At 58.0% G+C, this 17,951-nt stretch carries 21 protein-coding genes; 12 read left to right on the top strand and 9 right to left on the bottom strand.

All coding sequences use genetic code 11. From position 1 onward, the window contains the following. Positions 1–327 carry a hypothetical protein gene (locus tag ACZ6ZO_RS10025; RefSeq protein WP_465292344.1) on the top strand — a complete coding sequence of 109 codons (327 nt, stop codon included), beginning with the start codon at positions 1–3 and terminating at the stop codon, positions 325–327. Between the two features lie 167 nt (positions 328–494). Here ACZ6ZO_RS10025 and ACZ6ZO_RS10020 read toward each other — a convergent pair whose 3' ends face one another. The 6 genes from ACZ6ZO_RS10020 to ACZ6ZO_RS09995 form a co-directional block, all read right to left on the bottom strand. Further along, complete coding sequence (locus ACZ6ZO_RS10020) at positions 495–668, bottom strand: hypothetical protein (RefSeq protein ID WP_465292342.1); 174 nt, start codon at positions 666–668, stop codon at positions 495–497. A gap of 392 nt (positions 669–1,060) precedes the next feature. After that, positions 1,061–2,416 carry a hypothetical protein gene (locus ACZ6ZO_RS10015; protein ID WP_465292340.1) on the bottom strand — a complete coding sequence of 452 codons (1,356 nt, stop codon included), beginning with the start codon at positions 2,414–2,416 and terminating at the stop codon, positions 1,061–1,063. Beyond that, positions 2,417–3,160: a hypothetical protein gene (locus ACZ6ZO_RS10010; protein ID WP_465292338.1), complete on the bottom strand. Its 744-nt coding sequence runs from the start codon at positions 3,158–3,160 to the stop codon at positions 2,417–2,419. A gap of 133 nt (positions 3,161–3,293) precedes the next feature. Then, positions 3,294–3,443 (bottom strand): hypothetical protein, encoded by a 150-nt coding sequence (locus tag ACZ6ZO_RS10005; protein ID WP_465292336.1) that lies wholly within the window; start codon positions 3,441–3,443, stop codon positions 3,294–3,296. 12 nt (positions 3,444–3,455) lie between these two features. Next, complete coding sequence (locus ACZ6ZO_RS10000; RefSeq protein WP_465292334.1) at positions 3,456–3,632, bottom strand: hypothetical protein; 177 nt, start codon at positions 3,630–3,632, stop codon at positions 3,456–3,458. Continuing rightward, positions 3,633–3,848 carry a helix-turn-helix transcriptional regulator gene (locus ACZ6ZO_RS09995; protein ID WP_465292332.1) on the bottom strand — a complete coding sequence of 72 codons (216 nt, stop codon included), beginning with the start codon at positions 3,846–3,848 and terminating at the stop codon, positions 3,633–3,635. Positions 3,849–3,947: 99 nt separating this feature from the next. On the opposite strand from ACZ6ZO_RS09995, the gene ACZ6ZO_RS09990 reads away from it, so the two are divergent. From ACZ6ZO_RS09990 to ACZ6ZO_RS09970, 5 genes are all read left to right on the top strand, one after another. Then, the gene (locus ACZ6ZO_RS09990; protein ID WP_465292330.1) at positions 3,948–4,604 is read left to right on the top strand and encodes a helix-turn-helix domain-containing protein; all 657 of its coding nucleotides are present in this window, start codon (positions 3,948–3,950) and stop codon (positions 4,602–4,604) included. Beyond that, positions 4,591–5,703 (top strand): tyrosine-type recombinase/integrase, encoded by a 1,113-nt coding sequence (locus ACZ6ZO_RS09985; protein ID WP_465292328.1) that lies wholly within the window; start codon positions 4,591–4,593, stop codon positions 5,701–5,703. Before ACZ6ZO_RS09990 ends, ACZ6ZO_RS09985 begins: the two co-directional genes overlap by 14 nt. A gap of 189 nt (positions 5,704–5,892) precedes the next feature. Next, entirely contained in the window at positions 5,893–6,366 is a 474-nt protein-coding gene (locus tag ACZ6ZO_RS09980) for a GNAT family N-acetyltransferase (RefSeq protein ID WP_465292326.1), read from the top strand. 77 nt (positions 6,367–6,443) lie between these two features. After that, complete coding sequence (locus ACZ6ZO_RS09975; RefSeq protein WP_465292324.1) at positions 6,444–8,183, top strand: pyruvate dehydrogenase; 1,740 nt, start codon at positions 6,444–6,446, stop codon at positions 8,181–8,183. 87 nt (positions 8,184–8,270) lie between these two features. Further along, a complete protein-coding gene (locus tag ACZ6ZO_RS09970) occupies positions 8,271–9,236 on the top strand; it encodes a diaminopimelate dehydrogenase (RefSeq protein ID WP_465292322.1) in 966 nt (321 codons plus the stop codon). Positions 9,237–9,330: 94 nt separating this feature from the next. On the opposite strand, the gene ACZ6ZO_RS09965 is transcribed toward ACZ6ZO_RS09970, so the two are convergent. Beyond that, entirely contained in the window at positions 9,331–10,605 is a 1,275-nt protein-coding gene (locus tag ACZ6ZO_RS09965; RefSeq protein WP_465292320.1) for an MFS transporter, read from the bottom strand. Between the two features lie 77 nt (positions 10,606–10,682). Here ACZ6ZO_RS09965 and ACZ6ZO_RS09960 point away from each other — a divergent pair, with 77 nt between their 5' ends. From ACZ6ZO_RS09960 to ACZ6ZO_RS09950, 3 genes are all read left to right on the top strand, one after another. Next, complete coding sequence (locus ACZ6ZO_RS09960; RefSeq protein ID WP_465292318.1) at positions 10,683–11,405, top strand: MerR family transcriptional regulator; 723 nt, start codon at positions 10,683–10,685, stop codon at positions 11,403–11,405. Positions 11,406–11,512: 107 nt separating this feature from the next. Then, positions 11,513–12,223, top strand: coding sequence for a response regulator transcription factor (locus ACZ6ZO_RS09955; protein ID WP_465292316.1), 711 nt, complete (start codon positions 11,513–11,515; stop codon positions 12,221–12,223). A gap of 11 nt (positions 12,224–12,234) precedes the next feature. After that, positions 12,235–13,602 (top strand): sensor histidine kinase, encoded by a 1,368-nt coding sequence (locus tag ACZ6ZO_RS09950; protein WP_182385434.1) that lies wholly within the window; start codon positions 12,235–12,237, stop codon positions 13,600–13,602. Between the two features lie 4 nt (positions 13,603–13,606). Here ACZ6ZO_RS09950 and ACZ6ZO_RS09945 read toward each other — a convergent pair whose 3' ends face one another. Then, positions 13,607–14,143, bottom strand: a complete 537-nt coding sequence (locus ACZ6ZO_RS09945) for an esterase/lipase family protein (protein WP_465292314.1) — start codon at positions 14,141–14,143, stop codon at positions 13,607–13,609. Positions 14,144–14,186: 43 nt separating this feature from the next. Further along, positions 14,187–14,594 carry an HIT family protein gene (locus tag ACZ6ZO_RS09940; protein ID WP_182385436.1) on the bottom strand — a complete coding sequence of 136 codons (408 nt, stop codon included), beginning with the start codon at positions 14,592–14,594 and terminating at the stop codon, positions 14,187–14,189. Between the two features lie 53 nt (positions 14,595–14,647). On the opposite strand from ACZ6ZO_RS09940, the gene purD reads away from it, so the two are divergent. From purD to ACZ6ZO_RS09925, 3 genes are read left to right on the top strand one after another with little or no spacing between them, the layout of a single operon-like run. Then, on the top strand, positions 14,648–15,901 hold the full coding sequence (gene purD, locus ACZ6ZO_RS09935) for a phosphoribosylamine--glycine ligase (protein ID WP_465292311.1): 1,254 nt from the start codon (positions 14,648–14,650) through the stop codon (positions 15,899–15,901). A gap of 42 nt (positions 15,902–15,943) precedes the next feature. Then, a complete protein-coding gene (locus tag ACZ6ZO_RS09930; RefSeq protein WP_232843237.1) occupies positions 15,944–17,290 on the top strand; it encodes a TrkH family potassium uptake protein in 1,347 nt (448 codons plus the stop codon). Continuing rightward, positions 17,283–17,942, top strand: a complete 660-nt coding sequence (locus ACZ6ZO_RS09925; protein ID WP_465292309.1) for a potassium channel family protein — start codon at positions 17,283–17,285, stop codon at positions 17,940–17,942. The genes ACZ6ZO_RS09930 and ACZ6ZO_RS09925 overlap by 8 nt, the downstream gene beginning before the upstream one ends. The last annotated feature ends 9 nt before the right edge of the window (positions 17,943–17,951 follow it).

Below are 17,951 nucleotides of genomic sequence, written 5' to 3'. Positions count from 1 at the left end.
ATGAGCATTGAAGATAAACGACGGGCACCCGAACCAAAATGGCTACTAGCCATAACAACCGACAGTCGCCACCAGATCGCACAACGCACCGGCGAAACACAATCCAAGATCACTAGACAGCTTAGCGGTGCCAGCCCCTTAACCGCTGACTTAATCATCGAGATAGCCCGCGCCTACAACGCTGACCCAGTGCGGGCGCTCCACATGGCCGGGAAACTCACCAACGCGGAAATGCGCCGATACCAGGGCGGGGCAGACTCACTAGGTGCAGCGACCAATAAAATGTTGCTGCAAGAGCTTCTACGCCGTGAACCCACAACGGACTAACACAACAAACGCCCCTACCACGGTCGATGGTGGGGGCTATTTTGTGCCTTTGACCTGGGGTGTTGCGTGGAAGTGGCTGTAATACGCTCCCACTCTATTCTGATTTGGGTTCATGTCGATTCCCGCGTGTGCCCTAACCTCGGACAACAGGGGGTCTAAACCCGTTGCTAGACCGGGTAGCGCCCCACGTTTACCCCACGGTTACGGGACGTGTTGAGCGCGTCGAGGTCTGCCTGTGGCATGACGGTGGCGCGGGGTTTCGGTTCCCGTGACGCTGGATATGTCTTTCCGTCCGGAGCTTGCCGTTCTTCGAGGTGGTCAATTTGACCACCTGCCTCCATCTCGTCGCGTACTGCATTTACGGTGTTATGGCTTGCTCCGGTTCGTCTGGCGTGTGCCCGGTTGGATAGTTGTGGGTCTGCTTTAAGTGATTCCGCGATCAGGGCGCGACAAGCATTGCGGTATTATCATTCATGATTCAAAGCTCCTAACTTTGAGTCCGTGCCCCCGGATATTTGCGGTATCGCGGGGGCTTACTGTTGCTTGCAGCGCCGGGGCAGTGTCCTAGGTGTCCTAGGTGTCCTACCCAGGTCAGGGCATGTTTTTAGGTGTCCTAGTAGGTGTCCTAAAGTGTCCTAGGTGTCCTGGCCGTGGTGGCGCAAAGTGTCCTGTAGGACACCCATAGGACACGGGGTAGGACACTTCAAAACCGCCCGTGACCTGCACAGGACAGTTAGGACACGTAGGACACCCCCTCGGTAGTACACACGGACTCAAAATTGTTGCCTAACCGTAGCGCGTCCGTGTGCCCATCGTCGTTCGGAACGACAATCACAGCGCCCGCCCTAATGAGCTGCTGCAATGCTTCGGACATAGAATCTCGCTCACGGTAGGGGCGTGCCTGCAACAGTGGCGACCACTTGACCGCTCCCTCACTAGCGGGGTCGGCAAGCGCTTCCAAGATACGGACACGATTACGCTTAACCCGGTTTTCATGGACGCGGGATTGTGCCAACTCCTGGTTTTCAAGGCGTTTTGTCTGCGCTTCCACGTCCTTACCCTCAAGGTGCTTTTGGCAGTTTCTGCGTACCGCGTCGCTGTAGTCCATGAGTGCCCCGGCACGGTACCAGTCCCCAAGGTCAACGACGTTGCGAGACGCAAGCAACGCCAATCCAGCGGCGACTTTAAGCCGGGTTTGGTGGCGGTGCCCATCATTGTTGCCCTGTGGCCCATAAGTCAGCGTTTCCCGGCCTGCTTTAACCGTTGCGGTGATGATAGAACGATGAAACCTAACCCCAACCTCCTGTATGTCATCGGGCAAGATAACCGGGTGCAGCTCGGTAATGTTCCGGCTGTAATCAATCTCTACGGCCTTGGTAATCAGCGTTGGGTTTATCGGTTCCACCCACACGAACCTGTGGGCTAGACCGTCGTCCTCACCATCGAGTAGTGCCCCGGCTTTATCCGGTTGCGTCGATACCCATAGCCCGGCGGTGTAGCTGTTTGCTGGTAGTGATGAAGCTTCCTTTTTCGTGGTGAACCCAATGGCGTTACCGCTGTACAGCGCGAGCACAGTAGCCCGCAATGTTGCGCCAGGGCGTTTCATAAGCTCGTTGAACCCGCCAACTTCACTGGTGCCGAATATCGCGGGTTTACCTCCTTTAAGGGCTTCTACAATGCCCTCTCCGGTGCCGATCGGTAGGCGTTGTGGCTTGACTTCGTGGCTACCGTGAAACACTTTGAGGGCAAGGGAAGTCCTGTAGGAATGGCGATCTTTCCCGGAGCCTGGTTGTCCAACCACTGCGGTTAGTTGGTTGAGTGAACCTGGCCCAAGTCCAGCGTTAAACGTCGTGCCTGCTGGCACAGACGCGCATACCTGCATGACAGCAAGGACGGCTACCGCTACTGGGGCGAGACTGTTGTAGTCGGCAAAGTCCTTTACTCGCGTGAGCGCTTCGCCCGGCTCGTACATTTCGCCGTTGACTTCGACGGTGCCGAATACGTCGGCGTGTAGCTGCTCCCATTGCTGGACGCTGTAGACGCTATCCGGCTTACGGGTCGATAGGGCTGTGACTGTTGCAGCTCCCATTTACGCCACCCCTTGAGCTTCTACGGCCCGTAGGTTGCGGGATTGCAGGGCGCTTAGCTGCACGCGTGCCCGGCGTAGACGATCTACCCGGTGCTTTATTGCAAGGTCGATATCGTCGATGGTGTACCCGTCAAAGTCGCACGAATCGCCGAAAGTGTCGCGGAATAGGCCACGGTATCGGGACTCTGCGAGGATAACCACCATCTTTTTGAATTGCTCCCACACAGCAGGTTTGAACCTGTCGCCTGGGAAAGCAGCGTCATTCCAGCGGTGGCGGAAAGAATCATTGGCAAATTCGCCCTTGCCTGCAAGGTGCCCGTTTACAAGGACTTCTTGGACAAAGGCGGTGGTGTCTCCGGTGTTATGCGTTTCGGTTGCTACGTCAATTATTGCCCGCCAGATTTTGCCGTCATGCGTGCTATGGAACATGTCGGCGGTAATGAGTGGGGCGAGGTCTAGAAGCCGGTCTATGGGCTGGTGTAGTGCGTTTCGTAGCACGGCTAGGCCGGTGTCACTGTATTGGTGCTCGGCTAGTTGGCCGTCGTTGGTGGTGAAGTTGTCAGCTTTGGTGTCGGCCTGGTTCGGTAGGTTCGCTGGGTGTTCGATCATGTCGGGGTTCTTCCCTCCAGTATTCAATTTTTGGTTGTTTTCGGGGGAAGATTCATAGCCCCACGCGGGGGTGGTTGCAGGCTGGTCGTGGTTGCCTACCTGCTGATCCTCAAGGTAAGATGGGGTTGATCCCATAATTTATCCTCCCAAGGAAAATTGATTGCCTGCCACGATCTTCCCCAAGGCGTAAACAGGCAATGTCGGGGTGTTGATTGGTTGTGATTCGGCCTTGCTGGTTGTGGTTTCCGGCGGGGTCGATTCTCTTTTTCTACGCAATCGCCAGGGCTTCGAGGTCAAGCCCGGCCATGAGGCTGTTGCACTTGTCACGCACCTGTAGAAGCTGCTCAAACGTCGCTTCCTCAAGCGGAATAGTCACGGTGCCGTGGATAGATTCAAAGGTGATTGTTGCGGTGGTCATGTTCGGGTTCTCCTATGCGGTGGTGGGGTGTGCTGCTAGTTGTGCGAGTAGGCGGGCGGCTCCTGAATCAGTGCCGGTGTTGCGTAGTGCCTGCTGCAAGCTGTGGGGCGGTGGAACGTCGTCGTCGTATGCCGGGGCGCATGGTGGCTCCTGCAACGCGCGGGACTCAAAATCGGCGTAGTTCGCCATTTAAGCGGCCTCCTGTGGGAGTTCATCGAGTCCAAGCAGCTCTAGCAATGCCTTAGTTGGAACGACGACGCGCCCGCCGATTCGGATTGTTGGCACTGGGAACGTGTCGTTCTTGATTGCTCGGTATGCGGAACTCCTGGAAATTCCAAGCATTTCCGCCGCGTCCATGAGTGTGATTGCGGGCGGTGTTTTCGTGCCCGGTAATGAAATAGTCATTTCTGCTCCTATTTGAAACTTGTGAAGCAATTCAGTGCTTCTATCCCAAACAGTATCGTTAGTTGCAGATTGTGTCAAGAAATGCGTTAGTATGTATCTATGTCAAACACGGTGGACGCTGAAAATACCGACTGGAGAAAACTCCCACGCGGAAACGAGCAAGCAAAGCAATGGGCAATTGAGCGGGCAAAAGTATTCGGTGAAGCCGTAGCACTGTACCGAAATCGTGCCGGGCTAACTGCCGTCGAACTGTCCAACCGGACAAAAGAAATCGGCTACCCAATAACCCGAAGCTCAATCGCACGAATCGAAAACAACCTACGAAGCGGCAAAGTAGACCTCGCGGAAATCGTCGCACTAGCAGCAGCGCTAGAAGTGTCACCCGCTGACCTGATCTACCCAGGGCGAAACAACGCCGGGCACGCCGTCACACCACGCGCCGAATTGACCGCCTACTCAGCCCAACAATGGTTTGTGGCCGGAGCTGATTACAACGCTTTCAGTTACGGGGCAAAAGCTCCCCGCGTAGACGTATCTAGCCAGCTAACAGCAGCGATCAAAAACCTAACGGCGTTCGCTGATTCGTTCACCATGCAGCACGAAGATGAGAGCTTTGAAATGACGGAAAGTTACGCCAGGGACTCCCTCGCTGTCTACGACGAACTAGCGGACAAAGTGCGGAACCTTGGCGGTGTCGTCAATGAGCCGTGGGCAATCCACCAATTAAGGCAAGGGCTACCCAATGGCGAAAGGTAGGCCAGTACAGCCATTAGGCACCTACGGCACGATCAAATGCACACCACAACCGAACGGCAAGGTAGTAGCAGCAACCCGGCTCCGGCTCGAAAACGGCCAATACAAAAAAGTCCGTGCTACCGGCAAATCTGAAAACGACGCGGAAAACAACCTCAAGACAAAGATCATCGAGATACTAAAGGCAGGTGAAACCCTTGACGTACATACCAACAGCACACTTGCCGAACTTATTGAGTTCTGGGAAAACAGCCCCCGCGACCTCGCCCCTAAATCAATCGCCACCTACGCGAAAGTAGTTCGGCTGCACATTAAACCAAAGATCGGCGCTCTACGCCTACGTGAAGTCACTACCGCCAGGCTCCAGGCGTTCCTAAACAGTCTGCCAGCTGGTACAGCGAAAACCGCCCGCGCTGTCCTCGGAAACGCAATCGGTGAAGCTGTCAGACTCGGGGCAATGAACACAAACCCCGTCCGGGACACGAAACTACCGAAGCGGAAGAAGAAAGAAGTCAACGCGCTAACCGACGCGGAAATGGACGAAATGCGAGCCGTGGTCAAGGAGTGGGTAGGGGGCAACAGGTTCGGCCCTCCACGCGGTGAGTTGCTGGTAGAAGTCCTTGACCTGCTGCGTGGAAGCGGTTTACGAATCGGGGAAGCCCTGGGGCTACGGTGGCAGGACGTAGACCTAGAGAATGGGATTATTTCGGTCTATGGCACAACCGACGATAAGGGCGGCAGGCAGGACTACCCGAAAACTGCATTGTCCCGTCGTCGTATCCCGGTAGCCCCTGTTGCGGTGGAAGCGCTAAAGAGACAGGCAAAGAAGCCGTATCACGACGTAATGGGTGACATCGTTTTCCCTACGAGCACCGGCAAGTTTTGGACTGTCCAGAATTTCGAGACACGACTACGTGACGCGCGTGGGGAGCTGAAAATTAAGCCACACGACTACCGGAAAACGGTGTCAACACGTATCGAAGCGAAGTACGGTCTATTGGCTGCGAGTCGCTACCTCGGCCACTCAAACACGTTGGTCACTCAGCAGGCGTACCTTGCTGTCCCGGAGGTTCAACCCGATTATGCCGACGCGTTCAGCTAAACGATTTTATGGACACCTAGTGTCCATTTAGTGTCCATTTAATGCTGGGAAACATGAGAATTGGTGAAAATGATGAAACATGACCCTGCTGGTAGGGGCGATTTTGTGGGAACCGTGAAACGCAATGGGAACACTCAAACTGTAATTGAGGAAAGCGTAGGTTGCGAGTTCAAGTCTCGTCTCCAGCTCATGGAGATTAGGCAGGCTCTGGACACTGACGCCGCTGAACTAGCGAGGATCTTCAATCACACGATTGAGACCTCCACAGCGTCGTGGTGGACAGAGCCTGTTTCTGTATCGCAGCGTGAGGAATGGCTGGACACCCACGTTGCCTTCGTGGCGGTTGAAGGTGGGGAGATCCTCGGGTTTGCCGGGTTTGCCCAGTGGCAGGAAAATTCGGGGTTCCGCTACACCGCGGAGGATTCGATTTTCCTCGATCCCAAGGCTGTCGGGCGGGGGATTGGGTCCGAGTTGCTGCGGACGGTGATCGCTGAAGCTCGTGCAAGGGGTTTTCGGAAGATGGTCGCGGCTATTGATTCACAGAATGAGCCTTCCATCGCGCTGCACACCAAGTTCGGATTTGAGCAGGTAGGGCTGCTGCCGGCCGTGGGGCGGAAGTGGGAACAGGATCTTGATCTTACGTTGTGGCTCCTCGCGCTTTAGCTGCGAAGGTGGCGATATCAACAACATGGTACCACACTGGACGGCAGAGACAGCCGATAACAGGAAGGTACGAAACGATGGCTACAACATTCGCCGCACAGATCGTCAAAGCCCTGGAGAGCTACGGCGTTCAACGCATCTTCGGCCTGGTAGGTGACAGCCTCAATCCGATCTCAGATGCGGTTCGAGATTCCAGTATCGAATGGGTCCATGTCCGGAACGAGGAAGCCGCAGCCTTCGCTGCCGGGGCAGAATCTTTGGTCACCGGCAAACTCGCAGTGTGTGCCGCCTCCTGTGGGCCAGGAAATACCCACCTGATCCAGGGGCTCTACGATTCCCACCGCAATGGCGCGAAGGTGCTTGCCCTCGCCAGCCACATCCCCAGCCCGCAGATCGGCTCCCAGTTCTTCCAGGAAACCCATCCGGAGCAGGTTTTTGCCGAATGTTCGGGCTACTGCGAGATGGTGAACTCGCCCGAGCAAGGAGCCCGCATTCTGCACCACGCGGTGCAATCCACCATGGGCGGTGGCGGGGTGTCCGTCCTGGTCCTGCCCGGCGACATCTCCATGCAAGAGGCCACCGATGAGACGTTTTTGGCCTCAACTATTGCCGTCGAAAAGCCGGTGAGCTATCCGCACCCAACGCAGGCCGCCGCGCTTGTCGACGCCATCAACTCCGCCGACACCGTCACCCTATTTTGTGGCGCGGGGTGCCGCGACGCCCGCGAGGAGGTGCTGCAGCTCGCCGAAAAGCTGAAAGCCCCCATTGGGCACGCGCTCGGCGGGAAGATGTACATCCAGCACGACAATCCGTTTGATGTCGGCATGTCTGGCCTGCTCGGCTACGGTGCCTGCCACGACGCTATTAACGGCGCTGACCTGCTCATCATGCTCGGCACAGATTTTCCATACTCGGAATTCCTCCCCACAAGCAATGTGGCGCAGGTGGACATCAACCCCGCCGCAATCGGTCGGCGAACTACCGTGAAGATCCCTGTTGTGGGTGATGTGGCAGCGACAATCGAGAATATCTTGCCCCACGTGGCGGAAAAAACCTCCCGGAAATTCCTCGACCGCATGCTGCACGAGCACCATCGCAAACTGGAAAAGGTGGTCGAAGCCTACACCTCCAAAACCCAAACCCACACCCCAATCCACCCCGAGCTTGTTGCCGATCTACTGGATCAGCTTGCCGCTGATGACGCGGTCTTCACCGTGGACACCGGCATGTGCAACGTTTGGGCGGCGCGCTACATCAACAACTTTTCCGGCAAGCGCGAGCTCATTGGCTCTTTCCGGCATGGCACCATGGCTAATGCGCTCCCGCATGCGATCGGTGCGTCGGCTGCGGATCGAACTCGGCAAGTGATCTCACTGTCGGGCGACGGTGGGCTGAGCATGCTCCTCGGCGAGCTGCTCACCATCGCGCTGCATCAACTTCCCGTCAAAATCATTACGTTCAACAACTCCTCGCTCGGCATGGTGAAATTGGAGATGCTCGTGCAGGGCTACCCGGAGTTCGAAACGGATCACAGCGCCGTCGACTACGCCGCGATCGCGCAGGCCGCCGGCATAACATCCTTCCGAGTCACCGAACCAGACGAGCTGCGCAGCACCCTTGAGCAGGCGCTGCTTCACGACGGCCCGGTGCTCGTCGACGTCGTCACGGACCCGAACGCACTGTCCATCCCACCAAACATCACGGCCGCGCAGATCCTCGGATTCTCCAAAGCTGCCAGCCGAACCATCCTTGAAGGTGGGGTAGGCAGAATGTTTGATCTTGCGACCTCCAATATCCGCAACGTCCCCCGACCCTAGTTCGTATGAATAAAACAGCCTGCTGAATCTCAACGCCGGTAGGATAAAAACTCTAAATGCACAGCTCTCACGTGGAAAGGAACACACATGAGCAACATTCGTGCCGCAATCATTGGCTACGGAAACCTGGGCAAGAGCGTGGAAAAAGTCATCGCCGCGCAGCCCGACATCGATCTCGTCGGCGTGTTCTCTCGCCGCGATAAGCTCGACACCGAAGCCCGAGTAATCCCAGTGGCAGACGTAGAAAAGCACGTCGATGACATCGACGTCCTCTACATGTGCCTCGGTTCTGCCACCGACATCCCAGAGCAAGCCGCTAGCTTGGCTAAGCTCTACAACACCGTCGACACCTACGACAACCACAACGAAATCCCCCGCCACCGCGCAGAGATGGATGCCGCGGCCAAGGAATCTGGCCACGTCGCCGTCATCTCCACCGGCTGGGATCCAGGAATGTTCTCCCTCAACCGCACTTACGCTTCCGCGGTTGTCCCGGAATACGAACAGCACACCTTCTGGGGGCCGGGTCTTTCCCAGGGCCACTCCGATGCGCTGCGCCGCATCGACGGCGTGAAGAAGGCTGTCCAGTACACCATCCCTGCAGAAGATGCCCTGGATAAGGCACGCCGTGGCGAAGGCCAAGACATCACCGGCAAGAACGCTCACCTGCGCCAATGCTGGATCGTCACCGAAGAAGGCGCCTCCCAGGAGGACATCGAAAACACGATCCGCACCATGCCGGACTACTTCGTCGGCTACGAAGTCGAAGTTCACTTCATCTCCGAAGCTGAATTCGATGCAGAACACACCGGCATGCCACACGGCGGACACGTCGTCACCGCCGGCAAGATCGGCGAGACTAACCACCTCATCGAATACACCCTGAAGCTGGACCGCAACCCAGACTTCACCGCAGGTGTCATGGTCGCCTACGGCCGCGCAGCACACCGCCTCGCTCAGGCTGGGGAAACCGGTGCCCGCACCGTCCTTGAGATCGCCCCATACCTGATCCACCCACTGGGTCTGGATGAGCTGATCTCCCGTGATGTCTAGTAACTAGATACGCGGAAATCAAGCGTACGGATGGGATCTTTCAAGCTTAAAAAATCCCATCCGTACGCTAAATTTCGCTTCCCAGTGGTCTCTGCTACCGAGGTGCCTTCACTGCGCTGACCATGAGCAGCCCGAGCATTAGGATGAGTCCGATGCCGATGATGCCGGCACGGTCCGATCCGAATAGGGAAACAAAAACGCCGAAGGCCACTGGAGCTAGCCAGCTGACGGCGCGACCGGTGGTGGCGTAGAGACCGAACATTTGTCCTTCGCGCCCGGTGGGGGAGAGCCTGGAGAGGAAGGTACGGGCGGCGGATTGTGCGGGGCCGACGAAAAGGCAGAGGATGAGCCCGAAGACCCAGAAGTTTATTGGTCCGGACACGATGTAGAGAACGGCAACGTCAACCACCATGCAAATCAATGACACGATGATGACGGGTTTGGGGCCGATCCAGTCATCAAGGTAACCAGCCGCCACAGCGCCAAGCGCGCTGACGACGTTAGCTGCGACTCCGAAGAGGAGGACATCGCCTTCGCTGATGCCGTATACCTTGACGGCGAGGATGGCGCCGAATGTGAAGACCCCGGCGAGCCCATCGCGGAAAACAGCGGCCGCGAGGAGGAACCACACCGCATTGCGGTCGGTGCGCCACAGTTCGATGATTTCCCTGATCAGCTGCTTATATGAGGCCACGAAACCGGTGGTTTGAGCAGCGGGATCCGGTGCGATCTCGGGTACTCGGAACATCACCGGCAGTCCGAAGATCAAGAACCACGCGGCGGCTAGGGCTGCGACCATGCGGATGTTGAAGCCGGAGTCGATAGGGAGCCCGAGGAGGCCACGGTTGGGGCCGTCACCCGCAATGAATCCGAGGTAGCAGGTGAGTAGCAGGACGATGCCTCCGAAGTATCCTGCTGCCCAGCCAAAGCCGGACACCCGGCCGACGGTTTCTGGGGTGGAGACTTGGCGGAGCATGGCGAAGTAAGGGACCTCCGCGAATTGGAAGGTCACGGAAGCAATGGCCATGATGGTGATGCCGAGCCAGAAGTAGGAGGCGTCGTCGTTGCGGACCAGGAAGAGCGCAAGCATGAGGAAGAACGTGACGAAGGTCCAGATCCGGACGCTGCGGCGACGGGTGCCCCGGACGTCGGAAAGCCTGCCTTGGACGGGCGCGAGCAGGGCGATGGCGACGCCGGCCGCACCGAGTGCGAAGCTGAGCTTTCCGGTGGGGTTGTCCACGTGCTTGCCCACGGAGTCCGTGAGATAGACGGAGAATACGAAGGTCACGAGCACCGCATTGAACGCTGCGGAACCCCAGTCCCATGCGGCCCACGCGAGAACCGACTTTTTATCCGTTGCCGAGTGCATGTTAAGAAACTCTATCCCTACCGGGGGAAAAGCGCGCGCTTGACCTTGCCGTAGCGTGAAGGTGAAAGGTGGTTGTTGTGAGCGAACTGACTGTAGGGCAAGTCGCGAAGCTGCTCGGTATCTCTGCCCGCACGTTACGACACTGGGACGAGATCGGCCTGCTGCAACCCAGCTACCGAAGCTGGGGCGATTACCGGCTCTACACCGGGGATGATCTGGACATGGCCTTGGAAATTTTGGTGTACCGCGAAACCGGAATGCCACTCAAGGACATCGCCGCGATCATCCACGAGGGTGCCTCCACCACCGAGCGACTGCGACGACAACAACAGCACCTACAGCAGCAACTCGCTCGCCTGCATCAGATGAACGATGCGGTCACTGCAATGTTGGAAAGGAACATGACCATGGCGGAAAAGCTGGAAAATATGGGCACAAAATGGCAGGACTATGCCGAGGAGGCGGAAGAGCGCTGGGGTGATACGCCCGAGTGGGAGCAGGCACAAAAGCGCGGCAAGGCGGTCGATATGGCGGACTTTGCCACCGCGCTTGCCGACGCCGAACAGCGAGGCGTAGTCCCCGGCTCCGCCGAAGCCCTGGAGTTGGTGGAACGGCACCGCGCCCAGATCGAGCAGTGGTACGACTGCTCGCGCGAGAAGCAAGTGTGTTTGGCGCGGATGTACATCGCTGACGAACGCTTCCATGAAGCTTACGCGGGGCGCCAGGAGTACTTGCTCAGCCTCGTCGAGAAGCAAGCAGAACTCGAAGGCATCGACCTTTCCGCAGTTCAGTGGCGTTAATCACGAAACTCTAGGCTCACAGGGAACGTTCAGTTAACGTGCAGAGTGGCGGTAGGGCAATGCCCTTTACTGGAACTCACAGCGCCTCCTAGCGAAAGAAGAATCTCATGAGTGAGCAGAGTGTAAAAGTGCTTGTCGTTGACGACGAGCCAAACATTGTCGAGTTGCTGACCGTCAGCCTGAAATTCCAGGGCTTCGACGTCGCTTCAGCATCGACCGGAACTGACGCGCTGCGCGTTGCTCGGGAATTTCAGCCGGAAGCATTCATCCTAGACGTGATGCTGCCAGGTATCGACGGCTTTGAGCTGCTCTCCAAGCTGCGTGCCGAGGGCTTCGACGGGCCGGTCCTGTACCTGACCGCGAAGGACGCGGTGGAAAACCGCATCCACGGCCTCACCATCGGCGCCGATGACTACGTGACCAAGCCATTTTCCCTGGAAGAAGTCATCACTCGTCTGCGCGTGATCCTGCGCCGGGGCGCTGTCGTCGGAGATGAGGACGAGACCAGCTCCGTCCTTTCTTACGCGGACCTTGTCCTCAACGATGACACACACGAGGTGACCAAGGCCGGGGAAATCGTCGAACTGTCGCCCACCGAGTTCAACCTGCTGCGCTACCTGATGCTCAACGCTGAAGTTGTGCTGTCCAAGGCGAAGATTCTGGATAATGTGTGGCACTACGACTTCGGCGGTGACGGAAATGTGGTGGAATCCTATATCTCCTACCTGCGTCGCAAGATTGACACTGGAGACACCCCACTGATCCAGACCGTGCGGGGTGTGGGATACGTGTTGCGCAGGCCACGCCAGGCATCCTAATCAGCGATTCGATGACTCCACTGTCCCGCAACATTCCGCTGCGCACGTGGCTCGTGCTTATCGTGGTGGTGATCTCCGGTTGTGGCCTCAGCGCCAGCGCCGTGGTCGTGACTTCAATCATGCGCGATTTCACGGTCAGCCGAGTAGACCAGGACCTGCTCAAGGCATCACAAGGGTGGGCTGCGCGTAACGACTTTCTACGCCCCGACCCATCCAGTGCGCGCCCACCAAGCGACTTCTACGTCCAGAAAATCTACTCCGATGGCTCCCGAATCATCCTCAACGATTCCGAGAGTGCCCCGGATCTAAGCTCAATTCAGCTCGATTCCGACCCCGTCACGGTGGGCCCAGTTTCTGAGGAGGCCGGGCCGACGCGGTGGCGAGTTGTCGCAACCTACACTGATGGCGTATCCACGGTTGTTGCATTGAACCTTGGTCGTGAGGATCGCATCATTGAGCAGCTGATTTTCACTCAAATGACCTTCGGGTTAATGGTCCTCGTGGTGCTTGCGTTGATCGCGTATTTTGTGGTTCGGGCGTCGTTAAGGCCATTGCGTGACGTTGAGCAGACCGCCGTGGCCATCGCCGCGGGCGATCTTGACCGCCGCGTTCCCAACATTTCTACCTCCACCGAAGTGGGGCAGCTGTCATTTGCGCTCAACAAGATGCTAAGCAGGCTGCAAAACTCTGTGGAAGAGGCGCATGCCCAGGAGGAACAGATGCGCCGCTTTGTGGGGGATGCCTCCCATGAATTGCGCACCCCGCTGACGTCGCTGCGTGGCTACACAGAGCTCTATCGTTCGGGTGCCATGCCCGATGCCGATAAGGTGCTTGCCAAGATTGCTGATGAAGCTGGTCGGATGAACTACCTGGTGGAGGATCTGCTTTCCCTCACCCGAGCCGAGGGCAGCCCGACCGAATTTCAGCAAGTCGACGCATTTGACTTGGTTGTCACAGTTGCGTCCTCGCTGCGGGTGGCACACCCGAACCGGAAAATTGCGGTCTTTAATCATGCCAATAACGTGCCACTGGTCAATGCGGATCCGCAGAAACTGCACCGCGTGTTCTCAAACTTGGTGAACAACGCTCTCGTACACGGCGGCCCAGAGGCAAGCGTGGAAGTGGAAATCACGGACACGGACGATTCAGTCCTGGTTAATGTCTCCGACAACGGAGTGGGAATGAGCCAGCACGACGCCGAGCATGTCTTCGAACGCTTTTACCGTTCGGATGCTTCTCGCTCCCGTGCCACAGGTGGTTCGGGCCTGGGCCTTGCGATCGTGAAGTCCATCGTGCAGGCGCACAGAGGTACCGTCAGCGTCGAATCCGAATTGGGAGTGGGAACCACCTTCACGGTGCGCCTACCCAAGTTGAGCTAAGGCATCACCGGTCGCTGCGAAGAATCGCAGCCTCCAAGGCCGGGATGATGACCTCTGTTCGATTCGGCAGGTGGGCGTGGTGGACTCCAGCTATTTCAATGACCTCTCCCAGCACGCTGGAGTAGCGCGGTACAACGGTGTCCGCGGTGGACAACACCGACACCACCTCCACGCCCGTCGGAACCTCCGCCTCAAAACCGCGTTGGAGCTGCAGGAAAGCTGGGCCACCGAACCAGCCCACCACCCGCCCAGTTAGTGTGCGGGGGACACCACGGTAGGCGGCGCCAAGGCCCATGAGCACCCGGATATTGTCTAGCTGCTGGGTGGCGCGCAATCCGATGAGGCCGCCGAGGGAATGGCCAATGACGTCGACAAGCGGAAACTGCGACAGGAAGTCCACCACCTCGTCAGTGCAGACATCCAGGTCAGCCGTCCCGCGCTGCCCGTACTCCAGTCCGATGACTGGGCGCCCACCGGCCTGCAACTCTTCGGCGAGCTTTTGAAAATTACCGGGTGAACTGAGCGTGCCGTGGAGGACCACAACAGGTGGTTCGTCCGAATCAATGGGAGCAGGGAGAGTGCCCCTACGCGGAAGCCAGAGCAGCCTTGATTTTCTCGGCGGCATCGTCCATCTTTTCGGGGTCCGTGGCATCCATTGCCATCGCGTTGCGGAAGTCATAATCGCTCATGGCGTTAGTGGGGAACACGTGGATGTGGGTGTGCGGAACGTCGAAGCCCGCGATGATGTAGCCCGCCCGCTGAGAACCGAACGCAGTGATAATCGCCTGGCCCACCTGCTGCGCCACCTTATTCAGGTGCGCCCATAGCTCAGGGGACAGGTCGGTCCACTTATCGACCTCTTCGATAGGCACCACCAGGGTGTGGCCGTAGGCAAGCGGCTCAATAGTAAGGAATGCGACGACCTTGTCATCGCGGTACACGAAACGTCCGGGCAGTTCGCCGTTAATGATTTTGGTGAATACGCTACTCATGCTCTCTAGCGTAGCTGCGTCTTACTAAAGATGGGTCACGTAAACTAAAGAACATGCGCATTCTGGTAATCGGTTCGGGCGCCCGTGAACACGCCCTTTTGCTTGGCCTCTCCAAGGACCCTGCTGTTTCTGAGCTGCACGTTGTTCCTGGTAACGCAGGAATGGCATCGCTTGCTACCCTGCACGAGGGGAAGGTGGATTCCCCAGCGGAAATGGCTCAACTGGCAACGAAGCTGGGCGTAGACCTGGTGGTGGTCGGCCCGGAGATTCCGCTGGTAGCGGGCGTAGCGGATGCGCTGCGTGAAGCCGGAATCGCGGTGTTCGGCCCTTCCAAGGAAGCCGCCCAGATCGAAGGCTCCAAGAAGTTTGCCAAGGACGTCATGGCCGAGGCTGGAGTGAAGACGGCGCACGCAGAAACCCTGGAACCGGGCGCGGACAACATTGATGAGACACTCGATCGCTTTGGTCCAATCTGGGTGGTCAAGGATGACGGTCTTGCTGGTGGCAAGGGAGTGGTGGTCACTGAGGATCGCGTCGCTGCCCGTGCACATGTGGAAGCCGTGCACCAGGCAGGTAACCCGGTGCTCCTGGAGTCTTACCTCGATGGCCCGGAAGTGTCTTTGTTCTGTCTGGTCGACGGCGAGACTGTGGTTCCGCTGCTGCCCGCCCAGGATCACAAGCGCGTTCGCGACAACGACCAAGGCCCCAACACTGGTGGCATGGGTGCCTACACCCCGCTGCCGTGGCTGCCGGAGGATGGTGTGCAGCGGATCGTGGACGAGGTGTGCGTCCCTGTGGCACGTCAGATGGTCAAGCGGGGCACTCCGTATTCTGGTCTGCTCTACGCAGGCTTGGCATGGGGGCGCGAGGGCATCGCCGTGGTCGAGTTCAACTGCCGCTTCGGTGATCCTGAAACCCAGGCTGTGCTCGCACTGCTGAAGACACCGCTGGGTGTGCTGCTGAACTCGGTGGCTACCGGCACTCTGGCGGAGCAGCCTCCGCTGGAATGGGAGGACGGCTACGCGCTCACCGTGGTGCTCGCGGCCAATGGTTACCCGGAGAGCCCACGCACCGGCGATGTGATCCGCAACGCCGACTCTGAGCAGGTGCTGCACGCCGGCACCGCTCTGCGCAACGGCGAGCTGGTTTCCGCTGGTGGGCGCGTGCTCAACGTTATCGGCACTGGCAGCACGCTTGCCGACGCCCGGAACGCCGCATACGCAGTGATTAAAGATATCGAGTTGGACGGTTCCCACTACCGCTCCGACATTGCCCTCCCCGCGGTAGAAGGCCGGATCTCCTTATAAAAATGGTGCGAAACTGGGGTGAAGAGGTCTACAGTATCTCCCGTGATCTCTTCACATCCACGCCGCGGTTTTAGCCCAGCCCAGCTGGTATCCGTGAGTTTTTTAGTGCTGATCTTGCTCGGAACAGCGTTGTTACTGCTCCCCATTTCTAGGAGCGGCCCGCAGAGCCCCGAACCGGTAACTGCGCTGTTCACTGCGACGTCTGCGGTGTGCCTGACCGGTTTGACCGTGGTCGATACCGCTACGTACTGGTCGCATTTTGGGCAAGCTGTCATCCTCATCCTCATTCAGATAGGTGGCCTGGGCATCATGACCTTGGCCACGGTCGCCAGCTATTTGCTGGCTGGTCGCCTGGGGGTGAAGGGCAGGCTGAATGCCACCGCGGAGATGCGGGGCCGGGAATTGGGTGAGGTGAAAGCCATCATCCTTGGCACCCTGGGGTTTTCCTTCTTTATGGAATTAATCGTGGCTACGATTTTGGTGCTGCGATTCCATGAGCACTATGACCTAGGAGTTGGGGCCAGCGTATGGGAGGGCGTCTTCCACGCGGTGTCGGCTTTTAATAATGCCGGCTTTGGGCTGGCAAGTACCAACCTGGTGCCTTATGTGGGCGACTCCCTGATTATTTTGCCTATCGCCTGTGGCGTCATCATCGGCGGTTTGGGGTTCCCGGTGCTGCTCGAGATTCGACAGCGGGTCCACCATCCGAACAGACTGCCCGTGTCGTTGACCTTGCGTTTTACCCTGTGGGGGACGGCGGTGCTGCTGGTGGTCGGTGCCCTGGGCACGGCAGTTTTTGAATGGAATGGGGCGCTTGCTCACTTAAGTACTTGGAATGCGGTGCAGGCTGCGTTTTTCCATAGCGTCTCCACCCGGACCGCGGGTTTCAATGCTTTTGATCTGTCGCACTTGCATGATTCCACGTTGCTTATGACTGACTTGTTGATGGTTATCGGTGGCGGTTCTGGCGGAACTGCTGGTGGCGTGAAGGTGACCACGACGGCAGTGCTGGTGGCAGTGTTGGTCGCCGAGATTCGTGGCGATGAGCAGGTGTTTGTCTCTGGGCGTCGGGTGCCTAACCGCATTGTCCGTCAGGCGATGGCTGTGTTCATGATGGCTACCTTGGTGCTGCTGGTGTCCATCTTGACGCTGCAGGTGTTGATGCCACAGTTCAGTTCGCACCAGATCGTCTTCGAAACAATCAGTGCGTTTGCTACGGTGGGGCTGACGACGGGCATTACTCCTGACCTGCCGGAGTTTGCCCAGTTGTGGTTGGTGGTGCTGATGTACGCCGGCCGAGTTGGGCCGATTACCGTCGTTGCGGCGCTTGCTGCGCGGCAAAGCAAGCGGTTGTACCGCTACCCAGTAGAAAGGCCGTTCATTGGTTAAGTTGTTTTCTTCTCACAAGACCCCGCCTGTGATCATCATTGGCCTTGGACGCTTTGGTCTGGCTCTCGGCGAAGAGCTGGTCAACGCTGGTGTGGAGGTGCTTGGTATTGACCGGGACGAGGCTACGGTGACCAAGGCTTCCTCCCTAATCACTCATGCTGTGATTTCAGAGACGACGTCTGCGGAAGCGCTGCGGCAGCTGGGTGTGGACGATGCGGAGCGCGTGGTCATCGGCATCGGCTCGGACATGGGTGCTTCCTTGTTGACGGCGTCCGCGGTGATGGATTTGGGCGTGAAAAACGTGTGGGCCAAGGCCGACAATGACCAGCATGCCAAGATTCTGACCCAAATTGGTGTGCACCACGTGGTGCGACCGGAACGAGACACCGGCCGCCGGGTGGCGCACCTGATCGCGGGGCATCTGCAGGATTATGTGGAGTTTGAGTCCGATTTTGCGCTGGCTAAACTGGCGCCGCCAATTTCCCTGCACGGTAAAACTGTCAAGGACTTTCCACAGGGGATTACGGTGGTGGCGATTAGGCCTGCAGGGGGCCGCTTTTCGACGCCACAACCCGACTATCGTATTCAGTCCGGAGACTTGGTGATTGTTGCGGGCACCGCTCAGGCCTTGGATGAGTTTTCTGAGAGGTAGTTCAGACGT

The organism is Corynebacterium sp. NPDC104732 (assembly GCF_055583565.1).
This window is presented reverse-complemented; position numbering and strand designations above follow the sequence as displayed.